This window comes from Flavobacterium sp., from assembly GCF_017744675.1.
In the GTDB taxonomy this organism is placed as follows: Bacteria; Bacteroidota; Bacteroidia; order Flavobacteriales; family Flavobacteriaceae; genus Flavobacterium.
Window position 1 is genome coordinate 14,330 of the sequence record NZ_JAGIAV010000004.1, and the last position, 18,530, is coordinate 32,859.

The window sequence follows — 18,530 nt, forward strand, 5'->3', positions numbered from 1 at the left end:
AAAATTAACCTTTGTAAATTTTTCCAGAACCAGAAACTTTTACATCTCTTTTTTCTGGATTTCCTAGATATTTAATATTTCCAGAACCAGAAACTCTTCCGGTAATACTTGTTTCACAAGTTACTACGCTATTTCCCGAACCAGATACCGTAACATCTACAGTTTGCGATTTTAAATTAGAAGCGTTAACATTTCCTGATCCTGATACTTTGCTTGTAAAAGAATCTGCCTTTCCTTTTAAAACAATATCGCCAGATCCGCTTAAAGCTAAATCAAGATTTTTAGAATCAACATCTAAATCGAAATTTCCTGACCCTGAAAGTTTTGCAGAAAAGCTATCGTTATTGATTTTATTTTTTGTTTTAATATCACCTGAACCTGATAAACTTACAGATGAGATTTTTTCAAATGGAATTGTCAACTCGATTTTTTTTCCTGAGCTAGTACGAATTTGGATCCCTTTTTCAACATAAACTTTCAATTCGTTTCCTTCAACTTCAACTTTAATTGATGAGAGTAGGTTTTCTTCTCCTTTAAGGATAATTTTCCCTTCTTTTCCAGCCACTAAGTCGACATCAAAGAATCCTGCGATTTTTATACCGTCATAATCTCCAGTTGTTCTTGTTTCGGTAATAACATTACCATTTCCGCTTATTTTTGTTTGAGCATTAGAATTTGCTGTGGTTAGAAATAAGCTTAATGCAATAAGTAAAATTGACTTTTTCATTGTTTTGATTTTTAAGATGATTAATTTTTTGTTAGTGAAATATTTCCATAATTGGAATTAATATTGATTTTATTCTGGCCTTTTCTCTTGTAGAAACCTGCAATTCTTTTGTTATTGCTTTTTACTTCAGAAACAGAAATTTCTAAAGAATTATCATGTTTAATGTTTGAATATCTTGCAGAAATATCAAAGTCGAAAGCATAATTTGGTACGTAACCAATTGAAATATCAGTATATCCAGAGTTTATTGTAATATTTCCAGCTTTTTCAGTCACCGTTCCAATGCTAATTTTGCTGTAATTGGTATCGTAGCTAAAGTTGCTTGAGATTTCTCCAATAATAAAAGTTAAGTAATTTCCTGAACCGCTCAAAGAATTGATTTTTTGAAATTTAAATGTTCCGTAGTTGCAATCGGCTTTAATATTTTGCCCATCATTAAGATTAACATCGGTATAGTTGGCACTTAGATTTAAATTACCAGAATCATTAATCTTAAGATTAGAATATTTAGCATCAATATTTCCTGCTTTTATATATTCTATGCTTGAATTTTGGCAATATTGAATGGAGATTTGATTGCTAGAACCGTTTAATTTTCCTAAAGACACTTTTCCGTATTTGCAGTCTATATCCGTAGAAGATTCGGCATTTGGAACAGAAATATTTCCGTATTTATTAACCAGTTTGATAGATCCATTTTTTGGAATTTTAATCACATAATTGATCTCAAAACTGTTGTTGCTTCCTTTGCTTTTAACATTAGAATTTCCAAGTTTCGTTACAGCAGAAACCAATCCTTTAAGCGCTGTAATATCGACATCTATACTATTTAATCGTTCGTTTACCCAATTTTCATTTGGCCCATTTACTTTTATAGTAATATCTAGATCAATTTTATCTTCGTCCCAAGTGGTAACAGTAATATTTCCGAATTTATTATCAACATCAATCCCAGCATTGGAGTTTACGATGTATGTTTTTTTAATATTTTTTTGTTTGGTAACATAAGTGTCATCATTTGAAAATCCTAATAAAGGTATCAAAAGAAATAAGATAAGTAAGTTATAGTGTTTTTTCATTAGAGTTGTTTTTTAGTTTTTCGTTGTCTTCTATTCTTTTCAAAACAGTTTGCAAAAAAGAAATGCGGGTTTGGAGGTTATTAATCATGGCATAAATAATTTGCTTGTTTTCACCATTTTTTTGCAGTTCATTTATGATTTTTTGATAATCAGCGTCAAAAGTTTTCATCTGTTTCATCGCATCATCAATAATCTGCTGATTTTCTGGTGAGTTTTTCTCTTTAAGTTTAACCAGTTCGTTGTCAATTAGAATATTGAAAATAGAATCAGTACGCTTAGTTTCTTTCGAGGCAAATTTGAATTCTTTAGGTTTTTCATTCTTATAAAAAAGAGATATCCCAAGCATTAATACGATCGAGGCGGCAATAGCAGTTGCAAACCAATACTTTTTCTTAGGCTCTTTTTTGTTAAGTTTTTGCAGAAAATCCATTTGATGGTCAGAATTTAATTCCTGAATATCCCATTGGTTTTCAAATCTGTTGAATAATTCGTCTAAATTGTCTTTTTCATTTTTCATAATTCCAATTCATTTTATATTTCTTCCAAGTTTTTTCTCAAACTGTCTTTGGCTCTGCTCAAAGTTGTTCTGCAATTTGCGTATGTGATATTCAAAATTTCGCAGATTTCCTCTTGATCGTAACCTTCAATGTAAAAAAGCGTGAGTACCATTCTGTAATTATCTTTCAGCTGCAGAATGGCATCCAAAACCTGTTTTACCCTTAAAGAGTTTAAGTCAATATTGTCAGAAATAATTCCGTCATTTTCTTCAATTTTATAAAGCTGTTTACTTAAATCTTCGATTTGAAAAGAGTTATTTTTCTTGTAGAAATCGATACTACAATTGATGATTATTTTTTTTAACCATGCACCAAAAGCCACCTCTTGTTTATAGTCATTGATTTTTGTAAAAGCTTTTAAGAATCCTTCCTGCATGACGTCTTGTGCAAAATGTTCATCTTTTACAATACGAAAAGCCACGTTATACATCGCTTTACAATAGCGATTGTATATTTCAAATTGCGCTTTTTGATTTTTGTTTTTGCAAAGCGCAATTAGTTCTTCGATATTTTGGTTGTTTCTATTCAAGTAGTGGCTTTTGGTTTTTTATAAGGACGGCACTTTTTTTTGTTTGTTACAGTTTTGATAAAAAAAATAAAAAATATTTTTTGATTTTACGTAATGTCGTAAGGTATAATACATTCATTATTATAATTTCACATAAAATTTCAATACCAAAAACAAAAATAATCATGAGAAAATTAAACAAATGCTTTGCAATTCTGTTTGTTATGACAGGATTTATGCTAACATCGTGTAGCAATGATAGCTCTGACGAGGGTGTCGGAGAATCAACAGGAGATTATTGGCCTTCTAAAGTGGGCAATCAATGGGTTTTCAATCAAGATGGTTCTGAAAGCACAGTGAAAATTCAAAGTTCATCTGATAAAGATGGTAATACCTATTATAAATTTAATCAGCTATTTGGAGCAACTGACGGAGTTTCTGCAACAGCTGGTGCTTCGCTAAAAAAAGTAAAAGGAGATTATTACATCGTTATGGATGAACTTAATTACAGTTCTGAAGGAATAACTGGTAAAATGACAGGTTATGAATTTATTCTTTTTAAAGATTATTTAGATGTAAATCAAACTTGGACCGGAAGTTATTCTCAAGAAACGGTTTTTAACATACCTAATTTTCCTGCTCTTAAAATGAACGTAAACTATACAGGAACTATTTTAGAAAAAGGCACAAGCATAAAAGTGAAAGAGGTTACTTATAATAATGTGATTAAGTTTAAACTACATCTTGAGGCTAGCACTCAAGGGCAAAGTTCTTCGTCTGATACGTTTTACTGGATTGCAAAAGATGTTGGAATTGTAAAATTAGAATCGTCAGGGACTACTTCAGAACTTGTTTCTTACTCTTTGAAATAATATCAGAAATAAAATGTTTAAAAACCCGAAAATTCTTTTTCGGGTTTTTTATTTTTTAAACTTTACAATCGATTGTATTTTAAAGTTAGTTAATTAGAATTATTTAAGCTTTAAATTTGTTTTGGCATAATGATTGTCTATTTTTATGCCCTATCTTGTAATTGAAAAACAGAACTTGTTTTCAGTAAAAACTTCAATAAGCAATACTCTTTTTACAGATAGCACAGAAAAATTAATGACAAAACGACTTATATTTTATTATGTCAAACCATAAAATACTTACTATTGACAATCTGTCACTTCAAGAATTTGACTCAGAGGCAGAATTAATTCCATTGTTGACGCCAGAAGACGAAGAGGAAATGAATAACGAAGAACTTCCTATTTCGCTTCCAATTTTACCATTACGTAATACTGTTTTGTTTCCTGGAGTTGTTATTCCAATTTCTGCTGGGAGAGATAAGTCTATTAAACTAATTAATGATGCCAATGCAGGCGGAAAAATCATTGGTGTAGTTTCTCAAATTAATGAAGAAGACGAAGATCCGTCGAAAGATGATATTCATAAAATAGGAACGGTAGCGCGTATTTTACGTGTGCTAAAAATGCCTGACGGAAATGTAACGGTTATCCTTCAAGGAAAAAAACGCTTCGAAATTGACGAAGTAGTTTTAGAAGAACCATACATGACAGCGACTATTAAAGAAGTTGCGGAAGAGCGTCCAGATGAAAATGATTCTGAGTTTACTGCGATTCTAGATTCAGTAAAAGAATTAGCTATCCAAATTATAAAAGAAAGTCCAAATATTCCTTCTGAGGCAACATTTGCAATCAAAAACATTGAAAGCCAATCGTTCTTGATCAATTTTGTTTCTTCTAATATGAATTTATCTGTAAAAGAAAAACAAGGCCTTTTATCGATAAACGGATTGAAAGAACGCGCTTTAGAAACGTTACGTTATATGAATGTTGAACTTCAAAAATTAGAGTTGAAGAACGATATTCAGTCAAAAGTTCGTTTTGATTTAGACCAGCAGCAAAGAGAATATTTCCTTCACCAGCAAATGAAAACCATTCAAGAAGAATTGGGCGGCGTTTCGCAAGAAGAGGAAATGGACGAAATGGGGCAGAAGGCTAAAACCAAAAAATGGGACGAAAAAACGCAGAAACATTTCGAAAAAGAATTGTCAAAAATGCGTCGCATGAATCCGCAGTCTCCTGATTTTGGAATTCAAAGAAATTATTTAGAATTGTTTTTAGAATTGCCTTGGGGCGAATATTCTAAAGATAAATTCGATTTAAAGCATGCACAGAAAGTCTTAGATAAAGATCATTTTGGACTTGATGAAGTGAAGAAAAGAATGATTGAGCATTTGGCAGTTTTAAAATTGCGAAATGACATGAAATCACCAATTATATGTTTAACAGGGCCTCCAGGAGTTGGTAAAACTTCAATTGGTCGTTCTGTGGCTGAAGCTTTAGGAAGAGAATATGTTCGTATTTCTTTAGGTGGTTTACGTGACGAAGCGGAGATTCGCGGTCATAGAAAAACCTATATTGGAGCAATGCCAGGACGTATTATTCAGAGTTTGAAAAAGGCAGGGACATCAAATCCAGTATTTATTTTGGATGAGATCGATAAATTGTCAAATGGAAATAGCGGTGATCCGTCTTCAGCTTTATTAGAAGTTTTAGATCCAGAGCAAAACAATGCTTTTTATGATAATTTCCTTGAGATGGGTTATGATTTATCTAAAGTGATGTTTATTGCAACATCAAACAATATGGCGGCAATTCAACCTGCTTTGCGTGACAGAATGGAAGTAATCAAAATGTCAGGGTATACAATCGAAGAAAAGGTTGAAATTGCCAAAAGACATTTATTTCCAAAACAACTAGAAGCGCACGGTCTAACGGCAAAAGATTTGACTATTGGCAAAAAGCAATTAGAAAAAATCATTGAAGGTTATACAAGAGAATCTGGTGTTCGTAACTTAGAAACTAAAATTGCTCAGGTAATTAGAAATGCAGCAAAATCTGTTGCAATGGAAGAGGAGTATAACAAAAAAGTTACTGATGAAGATATTGTAGCAATTTTGGGAGTGCCAAGATTAGAGCGCGATAAATACGAAAACAACGATGTTGCTGGTGTAGTAACAGGTTTGGCTTGGACAAGTGTTGGTGGAGATATTTTATTTATCGAATCTTTGATTTCTGAAGGAAAAGGATCATTGAGCATTACAGGAAATCTTGGAACTGTAATGAAAGAATCTGCAACAATTGCATTAGAATATATTAAAGCAAATGCTAAGAAATTAGGTATTAGCACAGAGCTTTTCCAGAAATACAATATTCACTTGCACGTGCCAGAAGGAGCAACTCCAAAAGACGGACCAAGTGCTGGTATTGCGATGCTTACCTCTTTGGTTTCTCTTTTAACGCAGAAAAAAGTGAAGAAAAGCCTTGCTATGACGGGTGAAATCACGCTTCGCGGAAAAGTATTGCCAGTGGGCGGTATCAAAGAAAAAATCTTAGCGGCAAAAAGAGCCGGAATTAAAGAAATTATTCTTTGCCACGAAAACAAAAGCGATATTGATGAAATTAAAGCAGAATATTTAGAAGGCTTGAGTTTTCATTATGTGAAAGAAATGAGCGAAGTTCTAGCAGTAGCATTAACAGATCAGAAAGTTAAAAACGCTAAGGAGCTGAAATAAGTTTTAAAAACTTCAAATTATAAAATTCCAAATTCCAATTTTCTTATTGGGGTTTGGAATTTTTTTATTGTATTTCACTTTTAGTGTTATATAATTTTATATTTGCATTTGCGTTATTCCCATTAGGTGCGCCAAAAACAAATGCTTAAAAAAGTGGTTTTATTTTTTATAATCTTAATTTGTTCGCATTCTTTCGGACAAGTTGGAGGGCGCTACACTTATCAATTTTTAAACTTAACCACTTCGCCAAGACAAGCTGCATTGGGAGGAGATGTGATCACGATATATGACGATGACGTTAATCAAGCCATGTCAAATCCTGCTCTTATAAATGCAGACATGGACAATCATTTGGCATTAAATTACGGAAGTTATTACGGTGAAGCCTCTTATGGAACAGCGTCGTATGCTTATACTTACGATAGGCATGTCCAGACTTTTTATGCTGGAGTAACTTATGTGAATTACGGTACATTTGAAGGATATGACGAAAACGGTCAGGCAACTTCAAATTTTACAGGAAGTGAAGGGGCATTATCGTTTGGATATGCCTACAATGTTCCATTTACCGATTTTTATATTGGTGCAAGTGCTAAATTGATAACGTCTTCATTAGAGAGCTATAATTCGATAGGCGGTGCGGTCGATGTCGGATTTTTATATGTGAATGAAAAAAACGATTTAAATTTTGCCCTTGTATTTAGAAACATGGGAACACAGTTTACGACATATTCAGGGATTAAAGAAAATCTTCCGTTCGAAATTGTGGCAGGTATTTCACAGGAATTAGAACATGTACCCATTCGCTGGCATCTTTCAGTAGAAAACCTGCAGCAATGGAATATTTCTTTTTCGAATCCTGTTCGTGGAGAAACCAACATTGACGGATCTACAAGTCCAGAGAAAGTTTCTTTTGTAAACAATGCTTTAAGGCATGTGGCTTTTGGTGTGGAATTTTTTCCAAAAAGAGCATTCAATTTGCGTATAGGATATAATTTTAGAAGAGGAGAAGAACTAAGAGTGGAAGAGCAGCGCAACTTCTCTGGAGTCTCATTAGGTTTTGGCTTAAAGATGAATAAACTGAAGTTTAACTATTCCTATTCTAGATATACATTGGCAGCCAATACGAGTCTTTTTGGTCTAACTTTAAACTTTCAGTAAGTACATTAAACTTTTATTGTCGAATAATTTAGTTTTCAATAATAAAAGTTTTTCTCAATCACATAATATCAATGAAAAAAGTAATTATCGTATTCCTTTTTATTCTCGCATTTTTTGTGGGGTATTTGCTGTTATCTGATGGTAAAGAAATTGCTTCATTGTCTTCTGAAAATAAAAGAATTGAATCTCAAATTGCTGATGTGAAAAAGCTGATCAGTAAAAATCATCAATACAATAATAAAATTGCTTTTTTTATTGATATGAAGATTCGCTCAGGAGAGAATCGCTTTTTCGTTTATGATTTAAAAGCAAATAAAATTATCGATAAAGGTTTGGTTGCTCACGGTTCTGGTTCTGAAACTGGAATTAAAGGAAAACTTCGTTTTAGCAACGTTCCCAATTCATTAAGTACTTCGTTAGGGAAATATTATATCGGAAAGCATTATTACGGAAAGTTTGGCAAAGCATATAAGTTGTATGGATTAGATACAACCAATAGTAATGCTTTTAAACGAGATATTGTTTTTCATTACTATTATGATGTTCCATATGAAGAGAAAGATGGCTACATTTGCAATAGTTTTGGCTGTCCTATGGTTAATAAAAAATACTTTGATAGAATATCGCGATTAATTGATAGTTCTGAATCGGATATTTTAATGAGTATTTATTATTAAAAACCAATTGTCATTAAAAGAATAAAAATTTAAAAATAAAAAATTGAAAAAAATTACCATTGCTATCGACGGATTTTCATCTACAGGTAAAAGCACTCTTGCAAAACAATTGGCAAAAGAATTGGAATATGTTTATGTAGATACGGGGGCGATGTACCGCGCCGTAGCTTATTTTGCTATGCAGCATAATCTGATAGGAACTGATTTTTTTAAGAAAGAAGCTTTGATTGAAGCATTGTCTGATATTAAATTAGAATTTAGGTTTAATTCAGACTTGGGTTTTGCTGAAATGTATTTGAACGGTGAGAATGTGGAGAAACAAATTAGAACAATCGAAGTTTCTAATTTTGTTAGTAAAGTCGCAGCAGTTTCTGAAGTTCGTGCTAAACTGGTAGAACAACAGCAGGAAATGGGAACCAACAAAGCGATTGTAATGGATGGAAGAGATATTGGAACTGTGGTTTTCCCGAATGCTGAATTGAAAATCTTTATGACTGCAAGTGCAGAAACGCGTGCTCAAAGACGTTTTGATGAGTTGCAGCAAAAAGGCGATAATGTTTCTTATGAAGAAGTTTTGAAAAATGTGATGGAAAGAGATTATATGGACACGCATCGTGAAGATTCTCCTTTGGTAATTGCCGATGATGCAATTGAGATTGATAATTCTTACTTAAATAAAGAGGAACAATTTGCTGCAGTTCTAGAATTAGTGAATGATGTTGTTAAAACAGCATAATTTTTTGCAGATATTATTTTAAATGGTAGTTTTACCGCTTCATTTTTACTAAAGAACAATTTTTATCATATGGGGATTAAAAACAGATTGATTTTAATGAGCTTTCTTCAATTTTTTGTTTGGGGAGCCTGGCTTATAACAATTGGAAATTATTGGTTTGGTACAAAAAACTGGGAAGGAACTCAATTCGGACTAGTTTTCGGAACCATGGGAATCGCTTCTCTTTTTATGCCTACACTTACAGGTATTATTGCTGACAGATGGATTAATGCCGAAAAATTATACGGTGCGCTCCATATTCTTTATGCAGCAGTTTTATTCGGAATTGCACAAGTAACTACACCAGACACTTTTATTATTGTAATGCTTTTAGCAATGTGCTGTTATATGCCAACAATCGCTTTAAGTAATTCAATATCTTATACTTCGCTTAAATTAAATAATAAAAACATTGTAAAAGATTTTCCGCCAATTCGTGTTTGGGGAACAATTGGTTTTATTGTGGCCATGTGGATTACGAATTTAAGTGGAAGTAAAGCAACTGAATATCAGTTTTATATTGCTGGAGTTGGCGCTCTAATTCTTGGAATTTATGCTTTTACTCTGCCAAAATGTGAGCCGCAACGTTTGATTAAAGAAAATGCAACTTGGACAGAAACTTTCGGTCTTGAATCTTTCAAATTATTTGGAAACTACAAAATGGCTTTGTTTTTTGTATTTTCTATGTTCTTAGGAGGAGCGCTTCAACTGACAAATGCTTACGGAGATGTATTCTTAGATGAGTTTAAACACTTTCCAAAATATGCAGATTCATTCGTAATTAAATATTCGACTATTATTATGTCGATTTCTCAGGTTTCTGAAACATTATTTATTTTGGCGATTCCGTTTTTCTTAAGACGTTTTGGAATCAAACAAGTGATGTTGATTAGTATGCTGGCGTGGGTGCTTCGTTTCGGATTATTCGCTTTTGGAGATCCTATAAATGGTTTGTGGATGATTATTTTGTCTTGTATCGTTTACGGAATGGCATTTGATTTCTTTAATATTTCTGGTTCTTTATTCGTAGAGAGCAATACTGATTCTAAAATTCGTTCTTCTGCGCAAGGTTTGTTTATGATGATGACCAATGGAGTAGGAGCGGTTTTAGGAAGTTTAACTTCTGGTTGGGCAATAGATAGATTCTTTACAAAATCGTTTCATAGTACAACTGAATTAGCTGGATTTTTGCAAACCGATGCTAGTAATGAGAAAATGGTAGAATTTGTAAAAAGCCAAGGGAATTCAATTTCTACTGACGGAATATTCACAAATCCTGTTTTAATGAAAGATTGGCATACAATCTGGTTGTCTTTCGCAGCTTATGCTTTAGTAATTGCAATTGCTTTTGCTGTTTTGTTTAAACATAAACATGATCCGAAGGAGATTGAGAATTTGAGTCATTAAAATAATATTTGATCTTTTTTGACGTTCAAAGGTTGAAGAAGTAAAATAAACTAAAATTTAAAATACCACAAAAGTTTCTATTTATAGAAACTTTTGTGGTATTTTTGTTATGTGCAAATTGAATGAAACATTTTGAAACTAAATTTTTGGAGGAAGCACGAGAATTTATATTAAAGCTAGATAAAAAAATTAGCGAAAAGATTTTGTATAATATTGATTTAGCGGAAAAAAAAGCAAGATCCGAGATTGTTTAAGAAGCTTAATGATAATATTTGGGAATTTAGAATTAGATATGCTAGGATTCAAATTAGGCTTTTGGCTTTTTGGGATAAAACTAATAACAAGCAAACTTTGGTTATTGCAACTCATGGCTTCATAAAAAAGGTTCATAAAGTCGCTGGAAATGAAATTGAAAAAGCTAACAAAATTAGAATGAAATACTTTGAAAATAAAATAGATTAGTTATGGCAAAGAAAGAAATGAAGATGTATTCGCTTACTGAAATGAAAGATGAAGTTATTGGGAAAATTGGAACTCCTGAAAGAGATCAGTATGAATATGAACTTAATATGGAGTTACTGGGTAGAATGATTAAAACTGCTAGGAAAGAAAGAAATCTGACTCAGAATCAGCTTGGGGAATTAATAGGAGTGAAAAAATCACAAATTTCAAAATTGGAGAGTAGTGCCAATAGTGCAACAATAGATACGGTTATAAAAGTTTTTAAAGCATTAAAAGCAGAGATAAGTTTTAATGTTAAAATTGAAAATCAGAGCCTGCAAGTTTCGTAAAGATAGTTACACATAGTAAACCTGACAGATATTTTAAACCTGTCGGGTTTCGTTTTTAAGGTCTTATGAAAAACAAAACTTTCTAAGATAGCCCCGATAGAAGTGGAAATCCTTTTATGGTGGGGTTCACCATAAAAGATTGTAACGGATAGCGGGACTAAAGTTCTTTAAAAATCGAAATTCTCTGGCTTCTAATTTATCATATTGATAATCATATCGGTTTTGTTTTGTTAATTCAGAAAAATGTATTAATTTTGCAGTCCTTTTGGCAGAGAAGAGTTTCCATTAGGAATCAACCATTTATGTAAAACAACTTCTGTATTTTCTATCGCATAGAGAAACTCGAGAAAAACAGAATACAAATTTTTTTATCAGCATGTCTGAACAATTAAAATCACAAGAAGAGTTTTTAGCAAATTTTAACTGGCACAACTTCCAAGAAGGAATCGATGCAGTTGATGAGAAAAACTTGCAAGAGTTTGAAGAACTAGTATCTAAAACTTTCATCGCTACAGATCAAGAAGAAGTAGTTGAAGGAGTTGTAGTTAGAATTACAGATAGAGACGTTATCGTTGATATCAATGCTAAATCTGAAGGTGTTATTTCTTTAAACGAATTCCGTTACAACCCAAACTTAAAAGTAGGTGACAAAGTAGAAGTATTAATCGACATCCGTGAGGATAAAACAGGTCAATTAGTATTATCTCACAGAAAAGCACGTACTATCAAATCTTGGGATAGAGTTATTGCAGCTAATGAAACTGGAGAAATCGTTAACGGTTTTGTTAAATGTAGAACTAAAGGAGGTATGATTGTTGACGTATTCGGAATCGAAGCGTTCTTACCTGGATCTCAAATTGACGTTAAGCCAATTAGAGACTACGATGTATATGTAAACAAAATGATGGAATTCAAAGTGGTAAAAATCAACCACGAATTCAAAAACGTTGTTGTATCTCATAAAGCTCTTATCGAGGCTGATATTGAAGTACAGAAAAAAGAGATCATCGGTCAATTACAAAAAGGACAAGTATTAGAAGGTGTTGTTAAAAACATTACTTCTTATGGTGTGTTCATTGACTTAGGTGGTGTTGACGGATTAATTCACATTACTGACCTTTCTTGGAGTAGAATCAACCACCCAAGTGAAGTTCTTGAATTAGACCAAAAATTAAACGTTGTAATCCTTGATTTCGATGATGAGAAAACAAGAATTCAATTAGGATTGAAACAATTAAACGCTCACCCATGGGATGCTTTAGATGCTAACTTAACTGTTGGTGATAAAGTTAAAGGTAAAGTAGTTGTAATCGCTGATTACGGTGCATTTATCGAAGTTGCTGAAGGTGTTGAAGGTTTAATTCACGTTTCTGAAATGTCATGGTCAACTCACTTACGTTCTGCTCAGGACTTCGTGAAAGTTGGAGACGTTGTTGAAGCAGTTATCTTAACTCTAGACAGAGACGATCGTAAGATGTCATTAGGTATCAAACAATTGACTCAAGATCCATGGACTGACATTACTTCTAAATACCCAGTAGGTTCTAAACATACAGGTATCGTTAGAAACTTCACAAACTTTGGTATTTTCGTAGAATTAGAAGAAGGAATTGATGGATTAATCTACATCTCTGACTTATCTTGGACTAAGAAAATTAAACACCCATCTGAGTTTGTAAACGTTGGTGAAAAACTTGATGTTGTTGTATTAGAATTAGATGTTGAAGGACGTAAATTATCTTTAGGTCACAAACAAACTACTGCTAATCCTTGGGATCAATACGAAGATTCTTTCGCTGTAGGAACTATCCACAATGGTGAGATTTCTGAAATCGTTGACAAAGGAGCTACTGTAGAATTCGGAGATGATATCGTTGCTTTCATTCCTACTCGTCACCTTGAAAAAGAAGACGGAAAGAAATTGAAAAAAGGTGATACAGCTGATTTCAAAGTAATTGAATTCAACAAAGAATTCAAAAGAGTAGTTGCTTCTCACACTGCTATCTTCAGAGAAGAAGAAGAGAAAAACGTGAAAGCTGCTGCTGAAACTACTACATCTGCATCTACTAACGCACCAGCTGCGACTTTAGGAGATAACAATGATGTATTAGCTGCTTTAAAAGCTAAAATGGAAAAAACTGAGAAAAAATAATTCTTAGATTCCTATAAAAAGAGAGTCCCACAGCGATGTGGGACTTTTTTTGTTTTATATTTTTATATTTTAAGAAGTTTTAACAAATAAAGTTGTGTTATTACCTCAAAAAGTTATTTTTGTATGAAAATACCACTTATGAAGAAACTTTACTTTTTGCTTATAGCTTTATGCTTTTTTAATCATTTACAATCTCAAATAATTAATTTTCCTGATCCTAAATTTAAATGGTGGTTATTACTTACAAGTTATGGAGCTACTATAGCAAGTGATGATAATGGTAATTATATTAAAATTGATGCGAATAATGATGGAGAAATTGAAATGAGTGAAATTTCAAATATTACTTCTTTGTATTTAGCATCTACAGATTTTTTATCTATTGAAGGTATTTCAAATTTCAAATCATTGAAAAATTTGACAATAAAAGAAAGTAAAATGACTAGTATAAATCTAAGAGACCTTCCAAATCTTATTAAATTTACCTGCGACAAGAACAAAGAACTACTTTCACTTGAAATACACGGATTATCTAATCTTGAAAATTTAGCTTTCACAAATAATTTAAACCTTTCATCATTTAATTATAGTGGATTATCTAAACTAAAAGAAATAAATGGCGCATATAATAAATTTACTTCATATGATTTTACAAATTTAACAGAACTTGAAAGAATTATTTGTACTAATAATGAATTAAAATCACTTAAAGTTTCTAATTTATCAAAATTAAAAGAACTATATTTTGATGATAATCAAATAGAAACGATAGATTTTTCTGGACTTATAAATCTTGAAATTCTTTCTTTTAGCAGAAATTTGATCAGAACGCTTAATCTACAAGATTTATCAAATCTTGACGGTCTTTACTGTCTCGAGAATAAAATTGAAAGCTTAGACTTAAGCAAACTAAAAAAGTTGTCTGCTTTAAATTGTAGAAATAACCAGTTGCTTACGTTAGATATTTCTTCAAATACTAAACTCAATATAGTTGATTGTTCATATAATAAGTTGACTTCATTGTTTTTCAAAAATGGACTGGAAATGGGATGGAATGTTAATTTAGATCACAATCCAAACTTAAAATACGTTTGTATTGAAGAAGGAAAGAGAAATTTTGACGTTTTTATAGGAAACGCAATAGATCACGCGGTAGATATTGGAGATAAAAGTAAGATTGTAGTCAACTCTTATTGTTCGTTTTTGAGCGGAGGTGATAATTATGAAATGAAAGGGAATGCAAGATTTGATAGTGATAACAATGGATGCGATTTGTCTGATTTTAGTTACCCTAACTTTCAGTTAAGAGTTGTATCTGCAAAAAATGTTACAGAAAAATTCATTTCAAATCTTTTTGGAAATTATTCTATTTCTCTAACTCCAGGTGATTATTCTGTAGTCCCTGTAATTGAAAATCCAAGCTACTTTTTAGTTTCCCCTAGTCAGTTTAATGTTAGTTTTCCTAGTCAGACAAGTCCATCTATACAAAACTTTTGCCTTACATCTGTGGGTAATCATTCTGACCTAGAAATTACATTGTTGCCAATTTCAAGTGCTGTACCTGGTTTTGATTCCACATATAAAATTGTATTTAAAAATAAAGGAAATAAAGTAAAATCGGGATCTGTTAATTTAAATTTTAATAGTAAAATCCTAAATTATGTGTTTTCTAATACAACTACGAGTAATCAGAATGGTGATCAGATTACTTGGGATTTTATTAATTTAAGGCCTTTTGAAAGCAAAGAAATTACTTTAACGCTAAAATTAAACAAACCAACAGAAATCCCAGCCGTTAATAATGGAGATATTTTAAAATTTACGGCCATAATTTCATCACCAGATATGGATGAAACGCCTTTTGATAATACTTTTACGCTAAATCAGACTGTGGTAGGTTCTTATGATCCAAACGATAAAACCTGTTTAGAAGGAACAGTTATAACACCAAGTTTAATTGGTGAATATGTACATTATATGATTCGTTTTGAAAATACAGGAACTTATCAAGCGCAAAACATAGTAGTAAAAGATATGATTGATTTATCTAAATTTGATATTTCAACTTTAATTCCAACAAGTTCGAGCCATTCTTTTGTAACTAAAATTTCAGAAGGAAATAAAGTAGAATTTATATTCGAAAATATAAATCTGCCTTTTGATGATGCTACCAATGATGGTTATATAGCCTTTAAAATAAAGACAAAACCAACTTTAGTAGTTGGAGATTCGTTTACTAACGACGCAAATATTTATTTTGATTATAATTTTCCGATTTTGACTAATAAGGCGACTTCGACATTTAAAACTGTTTTATCAACTGAGGATTTTAATTTCTCTAGATATTTGAATTTGTATCCAAATCCAGCAAGTCAAGTTTTGAATATTTCGCAGAACGACAGTATCGAGATACAATCATTTGAAATTTATGACATTTTAGGTCAATTAGTAATTGCAGTTCCAAACGCAAAAACAACTTCTAATATTGATATTTCAAAGCTTAGAACTGGCAATTATTTTATAAAAGTAAAATCAGACAAAGGAAGCTCAAGTATGAAATTCATTAAGAATTAAATAAAATGTCCCACAGAGATGTGGGACTTTTTTGTTAGTTAGTTTTGCCGCGAAGACACAATGACGCAAAGATTTTTTTTATTTATTGTATGTTGAAATTACTTTGAAGCTAATAATTTTGATTCTTCGGGAGAAAATTCATTGACAATAGCATAAGTGTCAATTTTTGCAATTGCCATCTCGTCTAAAATGTCAACTAGATTTTTAAAATTGCTTTTTTTGCTAGGTTTAATAATTACCACCATTCCTCTTCCTGGTCTTCCTAATCGAGCAGAGTAATCTAGCATATTTTTATTTTGCTTAGAAAGCTCTTTCCTGATTCCATCTTTTCCGTATTCTAACTTTTTCGGAGCAACTTTTGGTATTTCTAATAATCCCATATAAGATACTATTTTGTTGTCTCCTCCAAGTAAAATGGTGTAAGATATGTTTTCTCCACAACCGCCTGTCCATCCACAGGTGTAGGCATCATAATCTGGTAAACTTAAATCCATAACTTTAGATTTTCTCAATTCTATTGTAATCATAAAAAATATAATCAGCAGAAAAGAAACACTCACCATTGCAGTTAAATCTACTCTTGAACTTAACTTCTTGCTTCTGATTTTTTGAGGTAAATTTTTCATAAACTTTATATTTAATTTGAGGTTAGTAATTTTGATTCTTCTGGTGTAAACTGAGGGACAATTGCATAAGAGCTTATATTAGCCATTTTTATCTCATCTAATATATCAACAAGATTTCCATAGTTAGATTTTTCTGTTGGTTTTATAATGACCGTAACTCCTCTTCCTGGTTTGCCAAGTCTTGCTGAATATTCTAAAACCCTTTTATTTTTCTCCATTAGCTCTTTTCGTATTCCATTTTTCCCATAATTAACTTCTTTAGGGGCTTGTATAGGAAATGCTAGTAATCCATGGTAAGTTATTATTTTGTCGTTTTTATCAAGTAATAAAGTTAAAACAATATTTTCGTCAGATTTATTACATTCAGGCTCAGGACCGCAACCTCCTCTTCCAGAATATAGTTCCATAAGTTTCGGCTTAGATAATTCCCCAACAACCATAAAAAATATAATCAACAAAAATGAAACACTGACCATTGCGGTTAAGTCTACTCTTAAACTTAGTTTTTTGCTTCTGACTTTCTTTGGTAAGTTTTTCATACACTTTTGATTTAGATACAATTTCGATTAATTAGAGGCTAGTAATTTTGATTCTTCTACAGTAAAATCGTCAACTATTGAATAGTTTTCAATTTTAGCAATTTTCATTTCATCCACTATATTTACTAAACTGCCATAGTTTGAGTGTTTACTCGGTTTTATAATAACGACTACTCCGCTCATTGGTCTTCCTTCAGAAATCATATAATCGCGAACTTCTTTCTTTTTGCGGAATACTTCTTGTCTTATTTCATTTTCTTGAAATTTAAATTCTTTTGGTTTTTCCATCGGAAATTCTAACAAGCCTGAATAAGTAATTACCTTTCCGTTTTTATCTAACAATATTGTAAATAGCTGACCGACTTTGACACATCCAATATTTTCTATGCACGCATATTTTTCGGGTAAATAAAGGTTCTTTTTAGGGAGTGATAATTCGCTAGCAATCATAAAAAACGCAACTAGTAAAAAAGAAATACTTACCATTGCAGTTAAATCAACTCCTGAATTTGATTTTTTATCTCTGACTTTTTGAGCTAAATTTTTCATAATTGATGATTTTTGTATTTAAATTTAACAATAAAACAGAAGCGAAGATTAAATATTTTTAAAATTTTTACAAAAAAATATAATATTCTAAAGTCTTGATTTTGTTGAATATTGATATGTCAAACAAATGTTTTTTGGAGGAAAATATTTTTAGTTTAAAACCAAAACAATTTTATCTGCGTAAATGAGCTTATAACTTAAAATCATTTAAACATGAAAACTAGAAAATTTTTAGCTCTTGCAGTTTTAGCTTTAGGATTTGCATTTACATCAAATGCTCAAAAAACAGTAATGGTTGGTGGTGCAGCAATGTATCCGAATAAAAACATTATTGAAAATGCTGTCAATTCGAAAGACCATACCACTTTGGTCGCTGCAGTAAAAGCGGCAGATTTAGTTGAAACGCTTAAAGGAGCTGGCCCGTTTACTGTATTTGCTCCAACAAACGCGGCATTTGATAAATTGCCAAAAGGTACTGTAGAAACTTTATTGAAACCAGAGAACAAAAAGAAATTGCAAACTATCCTGACTTACCACGTTGTTGCCGGAAAATTAAATTCATCAGATATTGCAAAGGCAATTAAGGAAGGTAAAGGGAAAGCATCTTTTAAAACAGTTAGTGGCGGAACATTAACAGCTTGGATGAAAGGTAAAGATTTGTATATTACTGACGAAAATGGCAATAAAGCAAAAGTTACAATTGCTGATGTTAATCAATCTAATGGAGTGATTCACGTTGTAGATGCTGTTTTGCTTCCAAAAAACTAAATATAATAGAAGTTCCAAATTTTAAAAATTCCAAATTCCAATTTAAGCTTGGAA

At 31.8% G+C, this 18,530-nt stretch carries 17 protein-coding genes and 1 pseudogene; 11 read left to right on the forward strand and 7 right to left on the reverse strand.

Annotated elements, in window-relative coordinates; all coding sequences use genetic code 11:
• Positions 1-4: 4 nt before the first annotated feature.
• Genes J7574_RS10295 through J7574_RS10310 form a run of 4 tightly spaced genes read right to left on the reverse strand, consistent with a single transcriptional unit; the run spans position 5 to position 2,892 of the window.
• Positions 5-727: a head GIN domain-containing protein gene (locus J7574_RS10295; protein WP_290967712.1), complete on the reverse strand. Its 723-nt coding sequence runs from the start codon at positions 725-727 to the stop codon at positions 5-7.
• 20 nt (positions 728-747) lie between these two features.
• Positions 748-1,806 carry a hypothetical protein gene (locus J7574_RS10300; protein ID WP_290967714.1) on the reverse strand — a complete coding sequence of 353 codons (1,059 nt, stop codon included), beginning with the start codon at positions 1,804-1,806 and terminating at the stop codon, positions 748-750.
• Positions 1,790-2,323, reverse strand: coding sequence for an anti-sigma factor (locus tag J7574_RS10305; protein ID WP_290967716.1), 534 nt, complete (start codon positions 2,321-2,323; stop codon positions 1,790-1,792). The genes J7574_RS10300 and J7574_RS10305 overlap by 17 nt, the downstream gene beginning before the upstream one ends.
• 14 nt (positions 2,324-2,337) lie before the next feature.
• Entirely contained in the window at positions 2,338-2,892 is a 555-nt protein-coding gene (locus J7574_RS10310; protein ID WP_290967719.1) for a sigma-70 family RNA polymerase sigma factor, read from the reverse strand.
• Positions 2,893-3,056: 164 nt separating this feature from the next.
• On the opposite strand from J7574_RS10310, the gene J7574_RS10315 reads away from it, so the two are divergent.
• The 10 genes and pseudogenes from J7574_RS10315 to J7574_RS10360 all read left to right on the forward strand — a co-directional run bounded on the left by J7574_RS10315 (position 3,057) and on the right by J7574_RS10360 (position 15,994).
• On the forward strand, positions 3,057-3,743 hold the full coding sequence (locus tag J7574_RS10315; protein ID WP_290967721.1) for a hypothetical protein: 687 nt from the start codon (positions 3,057-3,059) through the stop codon (positions 3,741-3,743).
• Between the two features lie 260 nt (positions 3,744-4,003).
• Positions 4,004-6,457 carry an endopeptidase La gene (lon, locus tag J7574_RS10320; RefSeq protein ID WP_290967724.1) on the forward strand — a complete coding sequence of 818 codons (2,454 nt, stop codon included), beginning with the start codon at positions 4,004-4,006 and terminating at the stop codon, positions 6,455-6,457.
• A 141-nt stretch (positions 6,458-6,598) separates the two neighbouring features.
• The gene (gene porQ / locus J7574_RS10325) at positions 6,599-7,618 is read left to right on the forward strand and encodes a type IX secretion system protein PorQ (RefSeq protein ID WP_290967726.1); all 1,020 of its coding nucleotides are present in this window, start codon (positions 6,599-6,601) and stop codon (positions 7,616-7,618) included.
• A 71-nt stretch (positions 7,619-7,689) separates the two neighbouring features.
• Positions 7,690-8,295, forward strand: coding sequence for a murein L,D-transpeptidase catalytic domain-containing protein (locus J7574_RS10330; RefSeq protein ID WP_290967729.1), 606 nt, complete (start codon positions 7,690-7,692; stop codon positions 8,293-8,295).
• 43 nt (positions 8,296-8,338) lie between these two features.
• Positions 8,339-9,031 (forward strand): (d)CMP kinase, encoded by a 693-nt coding sequence (gene cmk / locus J7574_RS10335; RefSeq protein ID WP_290967731.1) that lies wholly within the window; start codon positions 8,339-8,341, stop codon positions 9,029-9,031.
• Positions 9,032-9,100: 69 nt separating this feature from the next.
• On the forward strand, positions 9,101-10,477 hold the full coding sequence (locus J7574_RS10340; RefSeq protein WP_290967734.1) for a nucleoside permease: 1,377 nt from the start codon (positions 9,101-9,103) through the stop codon (positions 10,475-10,477).
• A 122-nt stretch (positions 10,478-10,599) separates the two neighbouring features.
• Positions 10,600-10,939 (forward strand): annotated as a pseudogene (locus J7574_RS10345) (type II toxin-antitoxin system RelE/ParE family toxin).
• A gap of 2 nt (positions 10,940-10,941) precedes the next feature.
• Positions 10,942-11,268, forward strand: a complete 327-nt coding sequence (locus J7574_RS10350) for a helix-turn-helix transcriptional regulator (RefSeq protein WP_290967736.1) — start codon at positions 10,942-10,944, stop codon at positions 11,266-11,268.
• Positions 11,269-11,644: 376 nt separating this feature from the next.
• Positions 11,645-13,420, forward strand: a complete 1,776-nt coding sequence (gene rpsA, locus J7574_RS10355; RefSeq protein ID WP_144212501.1) for a 30S ribosomal protein S1 — start codon at positions 11,645-11,647, stop codon at positions 13,418-13,420.
• A 123-nt stretch (positions 13,421-13,543) separates the two neighbouring features.
• A complete protein-coding gene (locus tag J7574_RS10360) occupies positions 13,544-15,994 on the forward strand; it encodes a T9SS type A sorting domain-containing protein (protein ID WP_290967740.1) in 2,451 nt (816 codons plus the stop codon).
• 98 nt (positions 15,995-16,092) lie between these two features.
• Here the strand turns inward: J7574_RS10360 and J7574_RS10365 are convergent, their stop codons facing one another.
• The 3 genes from J7574_RS10365 to J7574_RS10375 are packed head-to-tail and all read right to left on the reverse strand — an operon-like array spanning position 16,093 to position 17,708.
• Positions 16,093-16,620 (reverse strand): biopolymer transporter ExbD, encoded by a 528-nt coding sequence (locus tag J7574_RS10365; protein WP_290967741.1) that lies wholly within the window; start codon positions 16,618-16,620, stop codon positions 16,093-16,095.
• A gap of 11 nt (positions 16,621-16,631) precedes the next feature.
• Complete coding sequence (locus tag J7574_RS10370) at positions 16,632-17,159, reverse strand: biopolymer transporter ExbD (protein WP_290967743.1); 528 nt, start codon at positions 17,157-17,159, stop codon at positions 16,632-16,634.
• A 27-nt stretch (positions 17,160-17,186) separates the two neighbouring features.
• Positions 17,187-17,708 (reverse strand): biopolymer transporter ExbD, encoded by a 522-nt coding sequence (locus J7574_RS10375; RefSeq protein WP_290967745.1) that lies wholly within the window; start codon positions 17,706-17,708, stop codon positions 17,187-17,189.
• Positions 17,709-17,921: 213 nt separating this feature from the next.
• Here J7574_RS10375 and J7574_RS10380 point away from each other — a divergent pair, with 213 nt between their 5' ends.
• Positions 17,922-18,476: a fasciclin domain-containing protein gene (locus tag J7574_RS10380; protein ID WP_290967747.1), complete on the forward strand. Its 555-nt coding sequence runs from the start codon at positions 17,922-17,924 to the stop codon at positions 18,474-18,476.
• Positions 18,477-18,530 lie beyond the last annotated feature (54 nt).

Bases quoted from the DNA above. Each gene is read 5' to 3' on its own strand.
- J7574_RS10295 (WP_290967712.1), bottom strand. From the start codon at position 727: ATGAAAAAGTCAATTTTACTTATTGCATTAAGCTTATTTCTAACCACA.
- J7574_RS10300 (WP_290967714.1), bottom strand. From the start codon at position 1,806: ATGAAAAAACACTATAACTTACTTATCTTATTTCTTTTGATACCTTTA.
- J7574_RS10305 (WP_290967716.1), bottom strand. From the start codon at position 2,323: ATGAAAAATGAAAAAGACAATTTAGACGAATTATTCAACAGATTTGAA.
- J7574_RS10315 (WP_290967721.1), top strand. From the start codon at position 3,057: ATGAGAAAATTAAACAAATGCTTTGCAATTCTGTTTGTTATGACAGGA.
- lon (WP_290967724.1), top strand. From the start codon at position 4,004: ATGTCAAACCATAAAATACTTACTATTGACAATCTGTCACTTCAAGAA.
- porQ (WP_290967726.1), top strand. From the start codon at position 6,599: ATGCTTAAAAAAGTGGTTTTATTTTTTATAATCTTAATTTGTTCGCAT.
- J7574_RS10330 (WP_290967729.1), top strand. From the start codon at position 7,690: ATGAAAAAAGTAATTATCGTATTCCTTTTTATTCTCGCATTTTTTGTG.
- J7574_RS10340 (WP_290967734.1), top strand. From the start codon at position 9,101: ATGGGGATTAAAAACAGATTGATTTTAATGAGCTTTCTTCAATTTTTT.
- J7574_RS10350 (WP_290967736.1), top strand. From the start codon at position 10,942: ATGGCAAAGAAAGAAATGAAGATGTATTCGCTTACTGAAATGAAAGAT.
- rpsA (WP_144212501.1), top strand. From the start codon at position 11,645: ATGTCTGAACAATTAAAATCACAAGAAGAGTTTTTAGCAAATTTTAAC.
- J7574_RS10360 (WP_290967740.1), top strand. From the start codon at position 13,544: ATGAAAATACCACTTATGAAGAAACTTTACTTTTTGCTTATAGCTTTA.
- J7574_RS10365 (WP_290967741.1), bottom strand. From the start codon at position 16,620: ATGAAAAATTTACCTCAAAAAATCAGAAGCAAGAAGTTAAGTTCAAGA.
- J7574_RS10370 (WP_290967743.1), bottom strand. From the start codon at position 17,159: ATGAAAAACTTACCAAAGAAAGTCAGAAGCAAAAAACTAAGTTTAAGA.
- J7574_RS10375 (WP_290967745.1), bottom strand. From the start codon at position 17,708: ATGAAAAATTTAGCTCAAAAAGTCAGAGATAAAAAATCAAATTCAGGA.
- J7574_RS10380 (WP_290967747.1), top strand. From the start codon at position 17,922: ATGAAAACTAGAAAATTTTTAGCTCTTGCAGTTTTAGCTTTAGGATTT.